We start from the raw sequence: 18,268 nt of genomic DNA on the forward strand, positions 1-18,268 counted from the left end.
ATCTCTTCTCCATTCTGTGACCGAATATCAGCCCCCGGATGTATCTCTCCTCTTTCGTCCCATCTGCAAAGATTCGCTCATAACGTCTCCATCGGCTACGCCTTACTCTCTCCCCAGGCAGCATCCACACCCCGTGGTTACTGCGAATTGAGACCATATACTCCAGCCCCATCTCTTCTAACCCATTCACAAAAGTGCTGCTCTCACCGTCAAGGCTGTCTGCAAATACCAAGTCCACAAGGATTGATGACTTTCTACCCCAACGTGGCGAGCAATGGCAGGCAAGCTCTTCCGCTTCATGGGGGAAAGTAAACCCAAAAGGATAAGCTTAAAAAACTCAAAGCTGCGTACTTCAGGAAAGTGGGGGCGGTAGGCCTCACAGTAGTCATCAAGGACTTGAAGGGTGGGTAGCGCCTGACGAGCTAGAGTCATGGCTAGGTAAGGAGTTCAGCTTCTACCTCAAGCCTAGCCTCCCCATACTGACGAAAGAGGCTTTTATACTCGAACTCCGCTTTCTTAGGTCGTCCTGGCTTCATTGGCACATTTCGAGTTCTGTCTGCTCGGACGTACTCAAAGTGATCGGGGCTGCTGCCAGCCGGGGCATGCGAGTATCCGCTTATGTCCTACCCCTCAAGAGTAGGGATTTCTCTGCCATCCGGTACTGGAACAGTTGCAAGAACTGGTCACTCAGATCAGAGTAGATTCGGCATAATTTGACAGCAAAGGCATCATTTCGTAAAATTGAATACAGATTAAAATCAAGTTTTACCCTTCTAGCCATTTGGATGATCTAGTGAAGGGATCCTGTTTTGTAAAGCCCAGTCCTATTTTCATTGGAGTCTTCGTATGCAACTGACCTATCGGGGTATTGCCCACGAGTTTTTCCCTTTCTCCACCACGGTTCAAGAACGGGTTGTGCCCTGTCAACACCGGGGGCTGGAGTGGAGCTGGCATGCTCAGTCGGCAGTCATGGCTTTGCCTCAGTCTTTTGCCCTTATTTACCGAGGTGTTGCCCTGCATCCCGCTGCGACTGTGGCACTGGGTAGCCCTGTGGCGGAAGTGGCTCCGTCAGGGGGAGGTGCCTCCTCTCGCAAACACTTCATGGCCATGATTGAGGAGACCCACCGGCAAAACCTGATTCGTCGGCTCCAGGAGCGAATCCGTTCCGCCCAAGCTCGTGGCGATGAGCATTTGCTGCAACAACTGGAGCAGGAACGGCAACTGCTGGCTTAAGCTGGCCCAATCTCCTCGTCGGCACGCTCTATTTCTCTCAATGCCATCTCAATCATCCATCTCAATCGGTTTGGGATCCCGGAAATCCTAGATAATGGGGTCTTGGCTGCTTGGGGTACTCTTTCAAGGCCCCTAATTGTTCTCCGTGGTCAAGATTGAGGGGATGAGTGATGTTGCAGGGGAGCCGATGATCGAGGATGCCACGACTCGGGAAGAAACCCCCGTGGGGCTGCCATCCCGTTCTTTGCTCTCGGTGGCGGGGTTGGTGGCCGGGGCGACTTTGCTCAGCAAGGGTATGGGCTTCATTCGGCAAGCCCTGATCGCGGCGGTATACGGATCGGGGCCGGAGTACAGTGCTTTTGGGGTGGCCTATATCCTACCGGGTTTTTTGTTGATTCTGCTGGGCGGGATCAACGGCCCGTTTCATAGTGCCATTGTCAGCATCCTCAAAAAACAGCGGGATCCCGCCACAGATGACCCGGCCCGCTGGTTGGAGTCCATCTCCACCTTAGTGGGTTGCCTGCTCCTGCTGGTCACCCTGGGGCTGTGGTGGGGGGCGGAATGGGTGGTGCGCCTGAATGCGCCAGGGGCTAGCCCAGAAGTTCATGCCTTGGCTGCCACCCAACTGCGGATCATGGCCCCATTGGCTTTGCTCTCGGGGTTGATTGGCATTGGCTTTGGGGCGCTAAATGCCGCCGAGCACTATGTTTTGCCTGCTCTCAGCCCGCTGATCTCCAGTTTGGCGGTGATTGGGATCCTGCTCGCACTCGGCTGGACAGGGATCCCTTCCTTGATTGCCTGGGGAATCTTGGTGGGGGCGGTGGCTCAGTGGTTGGCCCAAGTCCCCTTGCAAATACGGTTGGGGTTGGGACGACCGCGCCTTCGGTTTGAGTGGGGATCCCCGCAGGTACGGGCGGTGGGGCTGTTGATGGTGCCGGCGGTGATTTCTTCCGGGATGATCCACATCAATGTTTATGTGGATCTGTTTTTTGCCTCTTTTGTGCCGGGGGATCGCACCATTGGCAACTTAGGGTATGCCCAACTTTTGGTACAAACTCCGCTGGGGATTCTCTCCAACATGGTGTTGGTGCCCTTGATGCCCCTCTATGCCCAGTTGGCAGGGGATGGGGCTCGATGGCCAGAATTGCGCCAACGGATCCGCCAAAGCTTGATGATTACGGCCATCTTAACCCTGCCGCTGTCGATGCTATTGGTGGCTCTGGCGGAACCGATTGTACAGGTGGCTTACCAGCGCGGGCGCTTCACGGCAGAGGTGACCCAGGAAGTGGCAGCCCTGCTGATGGCCTATGGCTTGGGGATGAGCTGTTACCTGCTGCGGGATGTGTTGGTGCGGATCTTTTACGCGCTGGAGGATGGGGCTACACCATTACGCATCAGCGGCATCGCCATCGGTCTGAATGCCCTGCTGGACTTCCTATTTTTGCGGGCTTTCGGAGCACCGGGCATTGCCTTGGCTACGGCAGGAGTGAACTTGGTGGCCCTAATTTGGCTAGGGATCCGGCTCCAGCACCGCCTACAAGGGATCCCTTGGCTGGAAATGGGCCGTTCCCTGCTGCCCCTGCTGGGGATCACCGGCTTGGCAGGTGGACTGAGCGGTTGGCTGTGGAACCACCTGCGCTCACTGCAGCTACTGGGATCCCCGCTGCTCACTGCCATGGTCTGGTCTAGTCTGGCCGCAGCACTGGGCTTGGGTCTATTTGCCGTGGGGGCGTTTTCTTTGCGGATCCCAGAGATGGACTGGGTAGCAGCCCAAATCCGAAATCGCGCCAATCAGGTTTTGAGTCTACTGATCCGTAAACTGAACCGGAGCCGGGATTAGCCCATCGCCTCTAGGTAATCCCGCACCCGGTTGCGCCGCTTCGGTTGCCGTAGCTTTTGCAGGGCTTTGGCTTCAATTTGCCGTACCCGTTCCCGAGACAGATCCAAGGCTCGGCCGATCTCTGCCAGCGAGTAGGTTCGCCCGTCTCCCAACCCAAACCGCATCCGGATCACATCCCGCTCGCGCATGGTCAAATCCGAGAGCAAATGCTGCAGATCCCGATGCAGGGCCTCCCGCATCATGGTTTCTTCCGGGGAGATATCGTCGGTTTCCAGCAGATCCCCCAGCTCGGTGTCTTTGTCCTTGCCGACTTTAGTCTCCAGAGAGACAGAGCGGGGCACCCGCACCAACAATTCCCGCACCTGGGGAGGGGTCATCTCCAGCTCAGAGGCGATGTCTTCGATGGTGGGGGTGCGTCCTTTCTCCTGCGAGATTTTGCGCTGCGCTTTTTTAATTTTGTTCAGCTTCTCGGTGATGTGGACAGGCAAGCGAATGGTGCGACTCTGGGTGGCGATGGCGCGGGTGATGCCCTGCCGAATCCACCAGTAGGCGTAGGTGCTAAAGCGGTAACCTTTTTTTGGGTCAAACTTCTCAACAGCCCGTTCCAAGCCAAGGGTACCCTCCTGGATCAAATCCAGCAGCTCCAGGCCGCGATTTTGGTACTTTTTCGCAACCGACACCACCAGGCGCAGGTTGGCCTTGATCATGTGTTCCTTAGCGCGGTTACCGATACGCTGTACCTGCTGCAGCTTTTCGGGGGTGAGATGTTCCCATTCACTGTGTTGATTGGCCTTGGCTGCCCATTCCGCCAGGGTGGGATCCCGTCCCAGATCTTTTTGCAGGCGAAACCGCAGATCCAAGAGCTTCATGTAGTCCTGGACTTTTTGGGCTAAAGACACCTCTTCATCCCGCCCCAGCAAAGGGACGCGACCGATTTCCTGCAAATAGAGGCGTACAAGGTCAGTAGAGCGGCGGGTAGGCTCCTCTTCCAGAAATTCGCTGTCGACCATATCGACCTCTACCCCCTCGGTGTTATCGAGGAGATCGGTAGGGCCATCGGCCATCGCTAAGACGTCGTTGAGATCAGGTTCGTAGTTAGACATGTTAAGGTATGGCTGAAATAGCGACAGAGGCGGGTGGGTAGTAGGTGGACTGAGAGGGTAATAACGGCAGTTAACGGCAATTACAGAGGGGGCTCAATCTAGTGTTCCCCAACAACGGTGGCCTCGCGCTATCATCATCCAAGCGGATGTGGCACTACCCTCTTCAGGAGCCTGCTTTCTAAGCTACACTCCATCCATGGAGGCAGAAGTGGCAACGGAGGGAGCATTAGATAGTTGGTAGAGCGTGAGCCTCTTATCATAACTTAATTATAGTTGCTCTTCTTGATTCAGAGACATGAGTTCTAACGTACGGCCCGGCTGTCTCAACCGTCACCGCCACTACCGAAAAGCGTATTGCCCTCTGGCAACCGTCTGCTAGGAGCAGAAGCTGTTGGAAGTACCCCAGGCAGTTCGAGAGGCAACAGGGGAGACAGGCTGCAAATCCATATTCTAAATCCATATTCTTAGGATCAGCGTCGAGAGGATGTCGCTATTTGAGAAAATTGAGAAAATCCCCTCAGCTTATTCCGGTTGGGGAATTTCTTCCCAGAGGGTGGTACGTTGGCGCAGACTGAGGAATTGTCCACCCCCCAGGATGAGGTGATCCAGTACAGGCATTTGCAGCAGTTGCCCCGCTTGGAGCAATTGTCGGGTGAGGGCGAGATCTTCCGGGCTGGGATCCAAGCTGCCGGAGGGATGATTGTGGGCGATGAGAATGCGGCTGGCCCCCTGTTTAATGGCGCTGCGAAAGGTTTCGCGGGGATGAGAGAGGGTTTCAGTGGCAGTGCCACGGGTGATGATCTGCTGGCTGAGCAGTTTGTGCTTAACATCCAGATGCAGCACGGCAAAATGTTCCTGAGTCTCCCACATCAACTCGCCACTCAGGGCCATAGCGGCCTGTTCGGGAGAATTGATCACGGTACGTTCGGGGGGACGAGCTAAAAATACCCGTCGCCCCAGTTCGATGGCTGCCAACACGGTTGCCGCTTTGGCCGGGCCGATGCCCTCGATCCGAACCAGTTCCCCTGCTTCCACCTGCCGCAATTGCCCTAAGGGATCCCCTTGTTGTTCCAATTCTTTCAGGAGCAACTGTCCTAGCCCGACCGCCGAAAGCTTACCTGGCCCCTGTCCTGTATTCAGCAAAATCGCCAACAGCTCGGCATTGGAGAGGGTTTTGGCCCCGTAGGTGAGCAGCCGTTCGCGCGGGCGATCCTGGGCGGGGATATCACTCATGCGCAACACATACTGGCTCATGGCGAAACAGAAAAGCTAGGGGATGTTTTCAGGAGCCAAAAGGGGCCCCGTTGCTCAATCGCCTGTAAAGACCCCAGTTCAGCCAACTCCTCCACAAAGGGATCCCAGGTAACCAGATAATCCGGCATTTGTCCCGTCCGCTCCCAGGCAGATAACTCCGCCGGAAAGGCAGCATAGGGAACCTGCAAAGGGCCATAAAAGTAGGGCACAAACGAACGAAACCCGTACAGACCCACCGTACCTGACAATAAGCCTGCCGAGCCTTCTTCACCCCCAACAAACTGCCGAAAAAAGTGGATGGATCCCCCTTGAGTATGCTGCAACAGACGTGGGAAAACCCAGCCCCAAGCCAACTGAGCGCTCAACCCCGTGGCCAAGAGCAAGCTCACCCATCCCCAAACCTTGTGTCGCCCGATGCTCCAGGCTAGCCCACCCCCAAGCAACAACAGCGCCGGCCCATAGGTGTAAAGGGGCCAGTCTACCCCTGCCTTCAGATACCCCCAGGCCAGCTCATCTGTCAGGTCTATACCGAGATTCGCCAGCCCCTCGCCTTGGGATCCCCCCAGCCAGGGCAACACCAGCCAAAGGGATAGCCAAAAAAGGCCGCTCAGCCCGATCCAAACCGATTCCCAGAGGGTCAGTCGACTGAGGACTTCGTCCCGCTGGTGCGATCCTGCCAGCGTTGGGGAGGAACAGTGGCCTGCCCAAATGGACTGCAGCCGCAGGGCCGCAAAATAGGCTCCCATCGGATAAAGCAGCGAGGTGTAGTGGATCAGTTTGGTTTGCACTACCAGGGAAAACAGCAGCAGCACAATCCCAAAGGCCACTAAGAGCAGGTGCTCCGCCCGCTGGCAGGGATCCATCACCTGGGCCGCTGATCCCAAACGAAACCGTGGGCGGCGGAAGCGGGATCCCCCCCCTGCCCCTGGATCTTTCCCTAGCAGGGTACGCAGGATCCCGGTCAGCGATAAGGCCGCCCAAGGAAAGCACCCCAGCCCAAACGCCAGCAGATGGAAATAAAAGGGGCCAGGATGCCCATCCGACGTGGTGAGGATGCGCCACTGATAGCGCAAAAACTGCTCCACCCACTCCGGCCCCTGTTGCCTCCATTCCAGTGCGAACCAACTGAGGGCAACACCACCCGCCAACGCCAAGAAGGCCACTACCTCGCCCCAGCGGGGCCAGGGATCCGGATGCCAAACCTTGTACCCGGCCCAAATCAACAGCGGCAAGCTCAAGCCCAACGGCCCCTTGGCTAAGACCGCCAACCCCAAAGCCAAAGCCCCCACCACCAGCCACGCCCGACCGGACTGCCCCACCAAGCGAGCCTGATCCGCACCCAACAGGGATCCCAGCCCCAAACCCATTCCCAGATTAAACAGCGGATCGATCAACCCCGTCTTGGCAAAAAACAGTGGCACATAGCCCGTCAACAGCAGGAGACCCCACAGGCAGCCAAAGCCCACCCCCCGCAAATGGGATCCCCAAGCCACCACCAGCGCCACCGTCACCCCACCCACCCAGGCATTCGGCAGACGAGCCGCCCACTCGTTCACTCCCAAAGCCCCCATGGCCAGCGCTTGCAGCCAGAAGAAGAGGGGGGGCTTCTCAAAAAAGGGTTCACCATTGATCACCAGAGACAGGGGATCCCCACTCTCCAGCATCTGCCGGGCCAAACTGCCGTAGATCAGCTCATCCCAATCGAACAAAAAAGGGATCCCTTGCCACCACAGCAGCCATGCCCCCGCCAGCAGGCCCATACCCAAAGCTGGCCATAGGGGAAAAGTAGCCCGGAAAGGGGATCCCTGAGGAGGAAATCCGTTTCGGGGGGAGCGCCACGGGGATTTAAGCATGGAACTGTTCAACCCGTTCAACTTGACCCACGGATTGGGGCGACTGCATCAGCTGCAGTAATTGTGTCACCAGGATCGATTCCTCCATGTCTGCAGCCGCTTCTACCCCACACCAACGGCTAGAACCCACTTGCATGAGGGCCAACAGCCCCTCTGGGATCCGGTCTCGCACCACCCCGATGATTTGCGGCAAAGGATCCCGGCGATAGGCCCCTATCCAGCGCAACCCCAGTTGAAAGGATCCCGGACGAAAGCGGGGGTTCAGGCTGCCATCCGCCTCAAACTTACTCAGCATCAACTGCAACGAGCAGATGCGACTGGAATTGAGGGGAGGGGCATTGGGCAGTAGGCGAGCGCGAAACGTGGGTACCATCTCCGCAAAGGGGATCCGCACCGTCTGTTCTGCTGAGGACTCCGTCCCGCTGACGCGAGCAGGTCTTGTGTCAAAAGCACAGCTGAAGGCAGGGCTATCCCACCCAGTTTGATCCCGCAGAAAGAACTTGTAGCGTTGTCCATCTCCCCGCAGACGCAACTCCAAGCCGGCAAAACCAGACAAATCTAAGGGGGGTTCCAGATTGCGGGTGCGGGTGGAAACAAATCCGCCGGAGTTGGCCGTAGAAACCTGGCCGGTAAACAGAAGCTCCCCTTCTCCCCACAGCAACTGGCTTTGGCTCACCCCCCCCATCACCACATCATCCAGAATGCCCCAAAACTCCCCCAAATCTGGATTGGGTTGGCGAAAATCAAACAGCATCTGTTCCGTCCGGCCGCTGTGGCGGATCTGATCCAGATGGGTTTGCGCCAGTTCTGCATCCTCTAGACCCAGGAACACCGTCGCCGCAGCCAAACCTTGAGCCAAATCCTGGCTGGAATCCCACACCTCTACCCCTTGCTGCTTCAGGGCCTCTGCTAGCCCGGTTGGTAACCCTCTCCCCAGCAACAGCGCTTGAGCAGGGAGCGACCCGGAAAGGATAGGTGGCACAGGATTGACACTCGACTTGGGTTGAAACCCATTGTGTACCCAGCGCCAAGCCTCGGCAAAGGGCAGCGCATCGTAGTAGGTCAGCGTATTCCAGAATCGGCCCAAATCCCAGGACATCACCAAACCCTCAGCGAGATGGCAGTGGCCTTGCCAGTGGGGCAACCGACTGCAGAACCACCCTACTGAGATTGTCTGCCAACATCCAGCTCCCTGCCAAACGGCTGCGGTTCCCCGACAATGAAAGGGATCCCGCTTTGGAGGCTGCCTTTGTGTACAGCATCACCTCATTCCCCAAGCCCTACCTGACCTATCTCCTCAAAGATGAACACAGCGGATCCGAAGCGGAGATTGTGCCGGAGCGGGGCGGCATGCTCACCCGTTGGCGGATCCAGGGGGAGGAGATCCTCTACATGGATGAGGAGCGGTTTCTGGATCCCAGCTTGACGGTGCGGGGGGGCATTCCCATCCTGTTCCCCATTTGTGGCAACCTGCCCGACAACACGTACAGCCATGGGGGGCGGAGCTACACCCTCAAACAGCACGGTTTTGCCCGCAATCTGCCCTGGCAGGTGGTGGATCAAGATAGCGGTGCAGAGGCCGGCCAAGCCTCGCTGACGTTGATGTTGGAAAGTGATGCCCAAACGCTGGCTGCCTACCCCTTCGAGTTCACGCTGCTGTTCAGCTACCAACTGCGAGGTCGTCAACTCCTCCTCAAGCAACACATCACCAACTGCTCCGCAGAAAACATGCCTTTTTCGGTCGGGTTTCACCCCTATTTCAACGTCTCGGAGGCAGCCAAACCCCAGTTGCAGATCCAGATCCCGGCCCAGGAGCTATACGACCACCTCAGCCAAACCAGCGCCCCTTTTACGGGTACTTTCGATTGGACGGCTCCTGAAATCGATGTGGCCTTCAAGACGTTAACGGCACAGGAGGCAACGGTTGTGGATCCCGTGGCCGGGAGAAAGGTAACCCTCACCTACGATGAATGCTTTCGGACTCTGGTGTTTTGGACGGTGCGGGGCAAACCCTTCTTCTGTCTAGAACCCTGGACAGGGCCCCGCAATGCTCTCATCTCAGGGGAACAACGGATCCAACTCCCGCCCGGAGACAGCCTGGAAACCCAGTTTGTGCTCCAGGTCGATGCACTGAACTGAGTTGACAGGGATCCCAACCTTCAACAGCGATTGAGTCAGGATCCCTGGAAATCGGCCTCTTCTTCCCCTGCCAAAACCTGGAGCGCCACCTGCAGCCGCAGCGCCTCCGCCCCCCGCCCCAACCCGGTCTGGATCGTTGAGCCGGAAAGATGCTGTTCGATGGAACGGCAAAGGCGACGCAAATGGGGGGTACTGGCGCCAATGTGGCCATCCAACTTCTCAGCCAGGGATCCCAGGCGTTTCCAGGTGGTGAATAGGCGTGCCAAGGTTTGCTCCAGTTGTGCCGCTTGATTCACCAAATCAGCCGTCAAGTTCAGCAACCCCAACCGCAAGGCTTCTTCTAGGGCACCCTCCAAGTCCAACCCCTCCTGTTCCTGCAGGACTTGCACCTGAGCGGCAGATTGTAAATATCGGGCCAAAAAACGGGCATCGGCGGTGGCTTGCTTGAGGGTATCCACATCCGGATTGAGGGCGATTTCTGCTTGTAGAGCTTGCTGATGGGATCCCGGCAATTTTTCCAGTTCCCGCACTAAGGGGGTGAGGTAGCGGCTGGGAATGCTCTGTTCGGCAGCTTTGGCCCGAATGGGGGCTGGGATCAACTCTGAAGTCGCCGCTGTCCACTCGTCCGTGAGGTCGCGCACCTGTCGTCGGGTAATCCGTTGGCCTTGTTGCGCTGCTTCCACCACCATTTGCTGCACAGGTGGAGGAGCTTGGGCGGTTTCCAAAAAAGCGCGTTTGCTAAAGCGATCCACCGTCTCCGGTTCCAGTTCCTGGCTTTGCATGAGGCTATCGGCACGGTCTGCCAGCTCCAGCAGCGCATAGGCTCGACTTTTGCTGATCTCCCGGTCTTTGAGCCAATTGAGAAAGCCACTGCCCCGTCCATCCCCCCGTTGTTTTTCCCGATCCCGCACTACCCGCAAAATACGCCCACGCCAAATCTCTGTTTGCAAATCAAAGCGGTCACATACCTGCCAAGCCCGTTCCACCTGCTGCTCAAACTCTGGCTCTGGCAAGGCTTCATCTGTGGGATCCGGCAACGCCAAGTCCTCCAGGGATCCCGTGGGTAGTTCAGCCGCCCAAGTTTCCAAGCGGATGGCGGATGCCTCTACGGATGTCGTTACGGATGTTGCCACTGTTTCAAGAGTCTCCATTCGCCCCTCACACTTAAGCCGACTCATTATGGCAGAGCTTCCCAGCGACTTTAGAACCTGTATCCAGGAGAGGGGTTGTGCTTCTCCCGAAAAAGAGGCAAAGATTGATACAGATTTTTCTCGGATCCCACCTCAGGATTAGCTTGCACGAAGTTGGGAGTGAGCATGATCGAGCGGGTTGATCACGTTGCCATCGGAGTCGCGGACTTGGATGAGCGGATCCAGTTTTTTACCGAGCAGATGGGGATGATCTGGAAACTAGATCGTAATCGGGGCATCCACATAAATGGTGGGATCCTGAATTTCAAAGGCAATCCCATACTCCTTCAGCCTCTGGGTAATGGTTTCGTTGGCCAAATCCAGCAGTTGTCGGCGTAAATCCATTGAAACTTCTCCGGATCCCAGAATAAAAAAGGTCAGTTGCGCTTGGCTACGGGCTGGCTGGGATCCCTGAGCATTCAACTCCCGAAAGGTGAGATCCGTGCTGCGAGAATCAATGCCAAAAATATCGCGGGTACTCTCCAAAATCACCTGCCGAATCAGAGCCTTTTCTTCATCGGGCAAGAGGCGCTGAAAGGTCAGATAAATCAGCGACATCACCTTCTTTGCCCCGGTGAAATTCTCGATACTCACCTGTGTAAGGGCACTATTGGGCACAATCACCAACGTACCTTTCCCAGAGGTGCGAATGCGGGTGGAGCGCAACCCAATCGACTCGACTCGACCAAAGGTGCCATCCGGCAGCCCAATATAGTCATCCACCACAAAAGGTCGATCCACATAGATGACGATGCCCCCGAGTAGTTGCTCCAAGGTTTTCTGGGCCGCAAACGCCACGGCCAACCCCCCAATCCCCAAGCTGGCAAACAGCCCCACCACATTAATCTGATGAGTTTGGGCAAAGAGCAACAACGCCAAAAAGCCAATCGCTAAGTTGGCACTAATCCGCCCCACGATCAGCAGCTCACTATTGACCTTGCGCCCCCCCTTAAGAGCCGTATCCCGCAGATAAACATCGGCAAAGCCTCTCACCAAGCGGGTCAACAGCCAAACCAGCGCTATCGTCAGGGCCAGGCTCACCCCCAGTTCTGTCAGGTGCAACCACAACCCACGCGGCAACGCCAGCAGCACCCCCTCAGCCAGGAGCAGCGTCACCACCAACCCGATCAATCCCGCGTAGGGATCCACCGTGCGCTCGTATACCTCCGCCACATCCGGGCTAGCCAATTTTTTTACCATTGGCTTCAGCCACTTCGGGATCCAGCGACCCAACCCGAATGCCAGCAGCCCCACCAGGGTGATCACCCCCACCTGGGCCCACCCTCGGCTGATCTCCAGCCCTTGCAACCACTCCATAGGCAAACTCCGTTCAGGTGGCTTACCGCCTCAACCGGCCAGTTCTCAACGGATTCAATTGTTCATCTCCCGTTCTAGCTTGGCCATCGAGATTTGGCTTTCAACGCGGGCAATGCTCTCCCGAATCGTGACCATTTGCGCCTCCACTTCATCTAGGGATTTGCGCACCGCTTCAGCCGCACTCATGTGTTGATTCCGTTGCACCAAAGCCTCTCGGGCCATACCGTCATTCTGGTGTTGGGTGGCCTGCTCGGCCCGGATAAACCAATCCTCTGCCTTCTGGAGGATTTCATCGTACTGCCGTTCCAGTTGTTTGCGGCTGGCCAAGGTCGTGGTGAGGCTGCGCTGCAACTGTTTCAGATCCCGCTCCATTTGCCGGATGCTCACCTTCTTCTGGCTGGGCTTCTTCCACAGCAATTTGCTCAGACCAACCATGACCACCACTGTGGCAATGCCCACCCCCGCAGCCGCCGTCGGGTTTTCACGGATAAAAGACCCATTCAACACATTAGCCCCGGCAAAGGCCGAAGTTTGGACACCTGTCTCCCGAAACTCCCAAGGCATCACTGGGTTACGTTGCTGCCAGAACCCCAGCCGCGCCGCCTGCGCCCCCTCCTGAGCCTCCAAATAGCGCTGACGATTCGCTCCGTGCAAAAAGCGCTCGTAAACCACCGCATGCCCCTGGCGCAGCATCTCCAAATTCACCAAACCATCGGCGTTGTACACCTGGGCAATGTGCAGCCCTTCCGGTGTGACATAGAGGGTATCCACCTGCACCAGGGATCCCGTTGGAATCAAGTTTTGTAGTGCTTCTTGGGACAGCCGCCCCCACCGCCCTTGGGTCAGCTCCGGCGCATCCACGTAGGAAAGTCGAAACCGGGTGGGCCTGCCGTTCAGATCCGCCCAAAAGGTGTCCCCATCGACGACTGAGCGGACTCGCGCTGTCCCCGAGGATTGAGCCGCCGCAGGAAGCCCACTCCAAATACTCGATACAGCGGTAACCATTACCAGGAGGGAAGTTCTTGAGGTCATGGGGGTCACTCCTAATAGAGCAGGGCAAGAGCAAAGATTAAGAAATAAAAAGTTCAGGAACCTAGGGCAAACCCAGGGCGTCACAAGGACTTGCAATAGAGGCTATCCAAAAAGCCCCTCCCATGAAGGTATTGGGGCTGACACTTTCTCGTGCCAAAAGTAAACTTTCTTGACAAAAGGGATTGGCTCATGAAGAGTCAGCTCATGGGGTTGACATGATTTGGGCTAGAGCTTAGCTCACATTCCTTGCCAACGTCACAACCCTAAGGCGCAATCTTCATAGACGCACTCTATAGACGCAAAAGGTACGGCTCTTCGTCGGGGAAGTCGGGTAGGGGTGGGGCCTGAATCTCGATCTCGCCCGTTGGCAGTGTTCGCAGGACTGTACCCAATTGGGCCAGTTGCTCCAAGACAAAGATGCGAGTATCCCGGTCAGTGGTGGAGTTAAACACGCTCATCCAAACATCAAACCGGGCACGGCGACTAAGGGGGCTACGGGCGATATTGTCCCCCAATTGGCGAAAATCATCCCCGGGTAGACCCACTTGCTCCCGCCAAGCGGCAGCTCGGTAGTAGTCGTCTCGACCTGCTTGCGCATCTCCCAAAAACAAGAAATTCAGCAAGGCCCGATCCACGTAAAGCCGCCAGGCACCGGGGTTGGTTTCGGGGGTGAACTGCTGAATACCGCGATCCAGAATTTCAATCGCTTGCTCCGGTTGCCCGGCCCGATAGGCCAAGACCAAACTGGACAGCCGATAGCCCAGGAAAAAATTAGGATCCAACCGGGTCATGTGGTCGAAGTAGTCGTAGGCCAAGCCATATCCGGTCAGGGTGCGTCCAGGGCCGTCGCCATAGTATTGGATCAGCTCCAACCATAGCCAGGAGGCTGCCAGGTTGCGGTAACCCAGCCAGCCCAACACATTGGCCAAGGCAATGTTGCGATCTTTGCGAGCTTCGGCATTTTCCAGTTCCCCCAGGTTGATCCGCTCCAACATCGGCAACTGAGACTGCACTAGGATCCCGCCACAAAGCAGCAACCCCAAAACGGCAGGCAAGGTGTTTTTCAGGGAGAACCGGAAATGGCGATGCGCTAGGGAAGCAGTGTTCATCGGTGGCTATCCAAGGGAGTTGAACAATCCTTTCGGGGTAGTTCTCATCTGTAGGTCAACCTGGGATCCTGAACAAGACCGCGGTTGCGACTTCTACAGCGGCTACACTCATCTTAAATTCTGCTCTATTCCTACTTCATGGCCAGTCGTACCCTCTCTGCCTCTGAACGGGCCCTCACCCTTTACGAAGCGCTGCCCTATCCCAATGTTCCGCTCTCGCAAACGGCCCGCAATGCCCTGCCAGAGATGTTCAAAATGAGCTACACCACAGCTCAGTACGTTCGTACCCATGCAGTGATTGAACCAGAGGGTAAAGTTTTGCTGAATGCGGGCTGTGGCTCCGGCTGGGAAACCCTGATGATGGCGGAGGCCAATCCTGGGGCCAAGATCGTCGCTTTTGATCTGTCTCCTGCCTCCGTTAAGCTCACGGAAGAACGTCTACGCTACCACGGCTTCACAGATACCGAGTTTTATGTGCTCAATTTGCTGGAACTGGATCGCCTTGGGATCCAATTCGATTTCATCAGTTTGAATGATGTTTTGTATTTACTGGAGGATCCCACGGATGGCTTGCGGGCGATGAAACGTGTCTTAAAACCGGAGGGCATTATCCGCGCCAATCTGCACCATCGCTACCAACGGCAGGTATTCTTTCGTATGCAGGAAGCCTTCCAAATGGTGGGACAATTTGATGTTGCGCCGGCCACAGGGGCCAAAAATGTACGGGAGTTTATGGGATCCCTGCAGGAGGAGGTTGCTAAAGGGGTGCTCTGGAATCCAGCCAGCTACACCGAGGATCCCGCCATTCTGAATAACTACCTGCTTTCCAACGACAAGGGTTTTACCATCCCTGAGTTGTTTGAGATGTTGCGGCAGGCTGGGTTGGGGTTTTTAAGCTTGGTGGATATGCCCGATTGGTCGGTGGAGTCTTTGTTTAAGGAGGTGCCGGAATTTGTACGGCGCAAACTGGAAGCGATGAGTCCGATGGAGCGGCTCCAACTTTATGAATTAATCCGACCTGCCCACCGCTTGATCGACTTTTGGGTAGATCACGCCGGATCTTCTTTGGTGTTTCCCTGGAGCGATGAGGATTGGTTAGAGGGATCCGTACAATTCAACCCCATTTTGCTGGATAGCCCGCGCTTTCATCAGGAGTACACCAAAGCCTTACAAGAGAACCGACCCTATGAAATGCAGTGGACAGGGGCTACCCACGGGCGGATTACCCTTCCTGCCGACAAACTCAAATGGCTCGCTCCCCTGTTGCAAGGGCCAACTCCAGTCCGAGAGGTGATTCAAGGCGTGGTGGAGTTGGGATCCCTGGAGGCAGAAAAAGCAGCCGATGAGGTGTTGACCTACCTGACGGCGTTAGAGGATTTTCTCTTTATCCTGCTGCAACCCAGCCTGTAAGGGAAATACCCTTGACAAGTGATTATTCACTGTGGAGACCCGCCTGGGATCCGACCTGCGGTTTGGGGGATAATGAAAGAGGTGGGGATCTGTTTCCCTGCAAGTTTGTGTCGGAGGCTGAGGTTATCAACTTCAAGAAATGGCCGCTGAATTGGGGATCCCTGCCGCAGACCTAGAAACAGCGATGCAAGACTGGGAAAAAGAGCGCCCAGCTGCCACCTCTCCAGCCCCTGGCAAAACAGAATCCTCTGCTAAAGCCAAGCCGGTAGGGGATCCCTTCTGGCGCAAAGCTGCTCCTCCCGCCGTGATTGTGGGTGGACTGCTGGTGATGGGACCAATCAGCCTGCTGGCTACGATTCCCATTGCGCACCATCTGAATAAGCGCAACAAAGCCCAGCAACACTCGCAGCCCTCCCGTTAATCCACCCAGTTACATCAACAGATCCAATTACAGATGGGCCGAATCAGCGAGTGTAGAAGGTTTCAAGACTGTCCCGGTCACCCACGAAGCGCCAATGCCAAGGTTCATAGCTCACCCCCTGAGGGTTGCCACGCGGGAAAGACAGTTCAAAGCCAAAGCGAGCAGCATGGCTCTCCAGCCAGCGAAAGGCAGGGGTGGTTTCAAATTCTTCTTTCGTATCGAATTGGGGAAACCCTGCATCACCGATATCGATGGCATAGCCGGTGTGATGTTCGCTGTAGCCCGGTGGAGCGCTGACGGCAGCCCGTTCTTCCGGTCGCAAGGCGCGGGACTGGGCCAGTTGAAAAAACAAGAACTCTTGATCCGCAATGGAACGGAACCCCGAAATCGGGACGAGACGGATCCCGGCGGCTTGGGCAGCTTCATTCATACGACGGTAACTTTCGGCAGCCGCTTGGCGCAGGTGAATTTCCCGGCCATGGTAGCTACCGACTGCTTGCAGACTGTCTAGAGGGGCCTCTGCATAAGCAAAATGCCCCAGTAGAGACACTCGACTATCCTGAAGGGTTGGCTGCGGCAAAGGAAAAATCGACTGAATCGGCGCTTCCACCGCTACGGGATCCACCATCTTCGAGGAATCCCATAACTCCCATAGACCCCAACCCACCCAGGACAGGATCCCCAGCAGAAGTAAACCTAGCCCTAGGCGCAGCCATAACCGCCATGAGAACCCCAGACCCTGTTTCCTCCCCGCCTGAGTGGGTTGGCGACGTGCGACCGGAATGTCGTCGTTCATGCGCAAAAGCAGGGGATCCAGCTAGGGAAACAGAAGGAATGGGACCCTATCACAGTCCCAAATCCGCCAAAATGTCACGGGCGTGGGTTTCGGTATTGATGTTTTGATAGACCTTAGCGATTTTACCCTCACCATCGATCACATAGGTTACCCGCTTCGAGTAGCCGCCCCCATCCACATCGTAGGCACGGGTAATCACCCCGCTGCTATCTACCAGTAGCGGGAAAGGCAGGTTGTACTTCTCCGTGAACTTTTGGTGGGAGGCTTGGTCATCCATGCTCACCCCCAAGACCACCACATCTTTGCCCTGATAATCGGCATAAGCATCACGGAATCCACAGGCTTCTTTGGTACAACCGGGGGTATCGTCTTTGGGGTAGAAGTAAAGAATGACGGTTTTGCCCGCCAAACTGGATAAGGTAATGGAATTGCCTTGGGTATCGATGGTGTTAAAGCCGGGGGCGGCAGTGCCAACGGGGAGAACCATATGAGGAAGTTACCTTGAAAGGCGCAATGGATAGGCAAAATCCCTAAAGGGCTGCCCTCAGCATTTTCTTCAGCCATACTTGCCTCTGTCAAGCCACTGCCCAGCCAGCCAGGGATCCCCAGGGTCTCCATACGCCGTTGACTGGTCACTCTACCCGTGGCAACAGCAGTGTGAACGTTGTGCCCAGGCTGGTCTGCGAGACAGACTCTGAGACAAAGGTGATTTGCCCCCCGTGTAGCTGCGTACAGGAGAGCTCCAGCGGAGGCTGATGTGAACCGGTTGAGGGTGAGAGGGAGTAGGAGTATTCGAGGGCATTGGAGAGCAAAGACAATAGAGCTCAGGGATCCACAGTTGCAGATCCCTGAGCTACTCACTCAAACGATTGACTTGATTGACTTAGATTGACTTAACGAGTTGGCCTTGTCAGAACCCGCATCTGTGTCTCAGGCTATCAGCTCATGCTGACATGGCTACGGTCGTAGTTAAGCCGAAAAGTGGGGTGGACTTTGCCCTGAATGCGATTCCAAAATCCCCGCACATTGGCGTGTAGACCAATGTGTTCCACACCGCGAACCAACATGGCTTGCTGACGGATCCGAATCGCCCGTTGATGGCTCATCATCAAGCTGCGGGACAGTTCATCCAAGGCATGGGTATGGCTAGGAGCCGCCATTGAAGCGGGTTCTGCCACCGGTTGAGCGGGCTGAGCCACTTTTGTAGGAGCTTCTGTGTGATCTGTGTGATAGGCCACGCCCCGATAGAGCATATCCAGATTGGTGGGCAACACCACCGGCTTGGTCAGATGGCGGAACCGCCAGTCCAAACCCCGATAGCGGCCACCCACTTTGCCCGGAGAGACTTCCGCTGTGGCGGGAGTGTAATTGTAGTCAATACCACGGTAAGAGAGTTCCATGATTTTCGCCTCCAAAGGTTGAGTTGTGACTGGTAAGTGTCCTGTGAACGGTCACAAGGGTTGAGGCGCGTTCCTTCGGGATAGCTCCCTACTTCCGTCCTCTACAAATGGCGTCGCTCATCAGGAGCCGCCCCGCGCACGAGAGGATGAACGATTTCTTTCTACATTCTG

17 protein-coding genes and 1 riboswitch are annotated in these 18,268 nt (G+C 56.2%); of the genes, 5 read left to right on the forward strand and 12 right to left on the reverse strand.

Features of this window, described 5'->3' with window-relative positions; all coding sequences use genetic code 11:
* Positions 1-186 precede the first annotated feature (186 nt).
* Positions 187-432, reverse strand: a complete 246-nt coding sequence (locus tag JX360_RS05315; RefSeq protein ID WP_244349561.1) for a hypothetical protein — start codon at positions 430-432, stop codon at positions 187-189.
* 414 nt (positions 433-846) lie between these two features.
* On the opposite strand from JX360_RS05315, the gene JX360_RS05320 reads away from it, so the two are divergent.
* Together JX360_RS05320 and murJ are read left to right on the forward strand one after the other, a co-directional pair.
* Complete coding sequence (locus JX360_RS05320; protein WP_244349562.1) at positions 847-1,233, forward strand: DUF4278 domain-containing protein; 387 nt, start codon at positions 847-849, stop codon at positions 1,231-1,233.
* A gap of 163 nt (positions 1,234-1,396) precedes the next feature.
* On the forward strand, positions 1,397-3,073 hold the full coding sequence (gene murJ, locus JX360_RS05325) for a murein biosynthesis integral membrane protein MurJ (RefSeq protein WP_244349563.1): 1,677 nt from the start codon (positions 1,397-1,399) through the stop codon (positions 3,071-3,073).
* On the opposite strand, the gene sigC is transcribed toward murJ, so the two are convergent.
* From sigC to JX360_RS05345, 4 genes are all read right to left on the reverse strand, one after another.
* Positions 3,070-4,176: an RNA polymerase sigma factor SigC gene (gene sigC / locus JX360_RS05330; RefSeq protein ID WP_244349564.1), complete on the reverse strand. Its 1,107-nt coding sequence runs from the start codon at positions 4,174-4,176 to the stop codon at positions 3,070-3,072. The two genes, murJ and sigC, sit on opposite strands and share 4 nt — an antisense overlap.
* A gap of 522 nt (positions 4,177-4,698) precedes the next feature.
* Positions 4,699-5,430, reverse strand: a complete 732-nt coding sequence (gene radC / locus JX360_RS05335) for a RadC family protein (RefSeq protein WP_244349565.1) — start codon at positions 5,428-5,430, stop codon at positions 4,699-4,701.
* Positions 5,427-7,283: an ArnT family glycosyltransferase gene (locus JX360_RS05340; protein WP_244349566.1), complete on the reverse strand. Its 1,857-nt coding sequence runs from the start codon at positions 7,281-7,283 to the stop codon at positions 5,427-5,429. Before JX360_RS05340 ends, radC begins: the two co-directional genes overlap by 4 nt.
* Positions 7,276-8,382, reverse strand: coding sequence for a CIA30 family protein (locus JX360_RS05345; RefSeq protein WP_244349567.1), 1,107 nt, complete (start codon positions 8,380-8,382; stop codon positions 7,276-7,278). Before JX360_RS05345 ends, JX360_RS05340 begins: the two co-directional genes overlap by 8 nt.
* Positions 8,383-8,453: 71 nt before the next feature.
* Between JX360_RS05345 and JX360_RS05350 the strand changes: the two genes are divergently transcribed.
* The gene (locus JX360_RS05350; RefSeq protein WP_244349568.1) at positions 8,454-9,422 is read left to right on the forward strand and encodes an aldose epimerase family protein; all 969 of its coding nucleotides are present in this window, start codon (positions 8,454-8,456) and stop codon (positions 9,420-9,422) included.
* Positions 9,423-9,457: 35 nt separating this feature from the next.
* Here the strand turns inward: JX360_RS05350 and JX360_RS05355 are convergent, their stop codons facing one another.
* The 4 genes from JX360_RS05355 to JX360_RS05370 all read right to left on the reverse strand — a co-directional run bounded on the left by JX360_RS05355 (position 9,458) and on the right by JX360_RS05370 (position 14,070).
* Positions 9,458-10,573: a hypothetical protein gene (locus JX360_RS05355; protein WP_244349569.1), complete on the reverse strand. Its 1,116-nt coding sequence runs from the start codon at positions 10,571-10,573 to the stop codon at positions 9,458-9,460.
* A 258-nt stretch (positions 10,574-10,831) separates the two neighbouring features.
* On the reverse strand, positions 10,832-11,929 hold the full coding sequence (locus JX360_RS05360) for a mechanosensitive ion channel family protein (RefSeq protein ID WP_244349570.1): 1,098 nt from the start codon (positions 11,927-11,929) through the stop codon (positions 10,832-10,834).
* A 54-nt stretch (positions 11,930-11,983) separates the two neighbouring features.
* On the reverse strand, positions 11,984-12,961 hold the full coding sequence (locus JX360_RS05365) for a PspA/IM30 family protein (protein ID WP_244349571.1): 978 nt from the start codon (positions 12,959-12,961) through the stop codon (positions 11,984-11,986).
* Positions 12,962-13,251: 290 nt separating this feature from the next.
* Positions 13,252-14,070 carry a hypothetical protein gene (locus JX360_RS05370; protein ID WP_244349572.1) on the reverse strand — a complete coding sequence of 273 codons (819 nt, stop codon included), beginning with the start codon at positions 14,068-14,070 and terminating at the stop codon, positions 13,252-13,254.
* Positions 14,071-14,208: 138 nt separating this feature from the next.
* On the opposite strand from JX360_RS05370, the gene JX360_RS05375 reads away from it, so the two are divergent.
* Together JX360_RS05375 and JX360_RS05380 are read left to right on the forward strand one after the other, a co-directional pair.
* Positions 14,209-15,480: a class I SAM-dependent methyltransferase gene (locus JX360_RS05375; RefSeq protein ID WP_244349573.1), complete on the forward strand. Its 1,272-nt coding sequence runs from the start codon at positions 14,209-14,211 to the stop codon at positions 15,478-15,480.
* Between the two features lie 139 nt (positions 15,481-15,619).
* Complete coding sequence (locus tag JX360_RS05380; RefSeq protein ID WP_244349574.1) at positions 15,620-15,901, forward strand: hypothetical protein; 282 nt, start codon at positions 15,620-15,622, stop codon at positions 15,899-15,901.
* 43 nt (positions 15,902-15,944) lie between these two features.
* On the opposite strand, the gene JX360_RS05385 is transcribed toward JX360_RS05380, so the two are convergent.
* The 3 genes from JX360_RS05385 to gifA all read right to left on the reverse strand — a co-directional run bounded on the left by JX360_RS05385 (position 15,945) and on the right by gifA (position 18,097).
* Positions 15,945-16,697, reverse strand: coding sequence for a M15 family metallopeptidase (locus JX360_RS05385; protein WP_244349575.1), 753 nt, complete (start codon positions 16,695-16,697; stop codon positions 15,945-15,947).
* A 49-nt stretch (positions 16,698-16,746) separates the two neighbouring features.
* Positions 16,747-17,184, reverse strand: a complete 438-nt coding sequence (locus JX360_RS05390; protein ID WP_244349576.1) for a peroxiredoxin — start codon at positions 17,182-17,184, stop codon at positions 16,747-16,749.
* Positions 17,185-17,635: 451 nt separating this feature from the next.
* A complete protein-coding gene (gene gifA / locus JX360_RS05395; protein WP_244349577.1) occupies positions 17,636-18,097 on the reverse strand; it encodes a glutamine synthetase inactivation factor IF7A in 462 nt (153 codons plus the stop codon).
* A gap of 64 nt (positions 18,098-18,161) precedes the next feature.
* Positions 18,162-18,252, reverse strand: a riboswitch (Glutamine riboswitch).
* Positions 18,253-18,268: the final 16 nt, after the last annotated feature.

It is taken from the genome of Thermostichus vulcanus str. 'Rupite' (assembly GCF_022848905.1).
In the GTDB taxonomy this organism is placed as follows: Bacteria; Cyanobacteriota; Cyanobacteriia; order Thermostichales; family Thermostichaceae; genus Thermostichus; species Thermostichus vulcanus_A.

Coding starts and splice junctions, on each gene's coding strand:
- JX360_RS05315 (WP_244349561.1), bottom strand. CDS start 432: ATGACTCTAGCTCGTCAGGCGCTACCCACCCTTCAAGTCCTTGATGAC.
- JX360_RS05320 (WP_244349562.1), top strand. CDS start 847: ATGCAACTGACCTATCGGGGTATTGCCCACGAGTTTTTCCCTTTCTCC.
- murJ (WP_244349563.1), top strand. CDS start 1,397: ATGAGTGATGTTGCAGGGGAGCCGATGATCGAGGATGCCACGACTCGG.
- sigC (WP_244349564.1), bottom strand. CDS start 4,176: ATGTCTAACTACGAACCTGATCTCAACGACGTCTTAGCGATGGCCGAT.
- radC (WP_244349565.1), bottom strand. CDS start 5,430: ATGAGCCAGTATGTGTTGCGCATGAGTGATATCCCCGCCCAGGATCGC.
- JX360_RS05340 (WP_244349566.1), bottom strand. CDS start 7,283: ATGCTTAAATCCCCGTGGCGCTCCCCCCGAAACGGATTTCCTCCTCAG.
- JX360_RS05345 (WP_244349567.1), bottom strand. CDS start 8,382: ATGTCCTGGGATTTGGGCCGATTCTGGAATACGCTGACCTACTACGAT.
- JX360_RS05355 (WP_244349569.1), bottom strand. CDS start 10,573: ATGGAGACTCTTGAAACAGTGGCAACATCCGTAACGACATCCGTAGAG.
- JX360_RS05360 (WP_244349570.1), bottom strand. CDS start 11,929: ATGGAGTGGTTGCAAGGGCTGGAGATCAGCCGAGGGTGGGCCCAGGTG.
- JX360_RS05365 (WP_244349571.1), bottom strand. CDS start 12,961: ATGACCTCAAGAACTTCCCTCCTGGTAATGGTTACCGCTGTATCGAGT.
- JX360_RS05370 (WP_244349572.1), bottom strand. CDS start 14,070: ATGAACACTGCTTCCCTAGCGCATCGCCATTTCCGGTTCTCCCTGAAA.
- JX360_RS05375 (WP_244349573.1), top strand. CDS start 14,209: ATGGCCAGTCGTACCCTCTCTGCCTCTGAACGGGCCCTCACCCTTTAC.
- JX360_RS05380 (WP_244349574.1), top strand. CDS start 15,620: ATGGCCGCTGAATTGGGGATCCCTGCCGCAGACCTAGAAACAGCGATG.
- JX360_RS05385 (WP_244349575.1), bottom strand. CDS start 16,697: ATGAACGACGACATTCCGGTCGCACGTCGCCAACCCACTCAGGCGGGG.
- JX360_RS05390 (WP_244349576.1), bottom strand. CDS start 17,184: ATGGTTCTCCCCGTTGGCACTGCCGCCCCCGGCTTTAACACCATCGAT.
- gifA (WP_244349577.1), bottom strand. CDS start 18,097: ATGGAACTCTCTTACCGTGGTATTGACTACAATTACACTCCCGCCACA.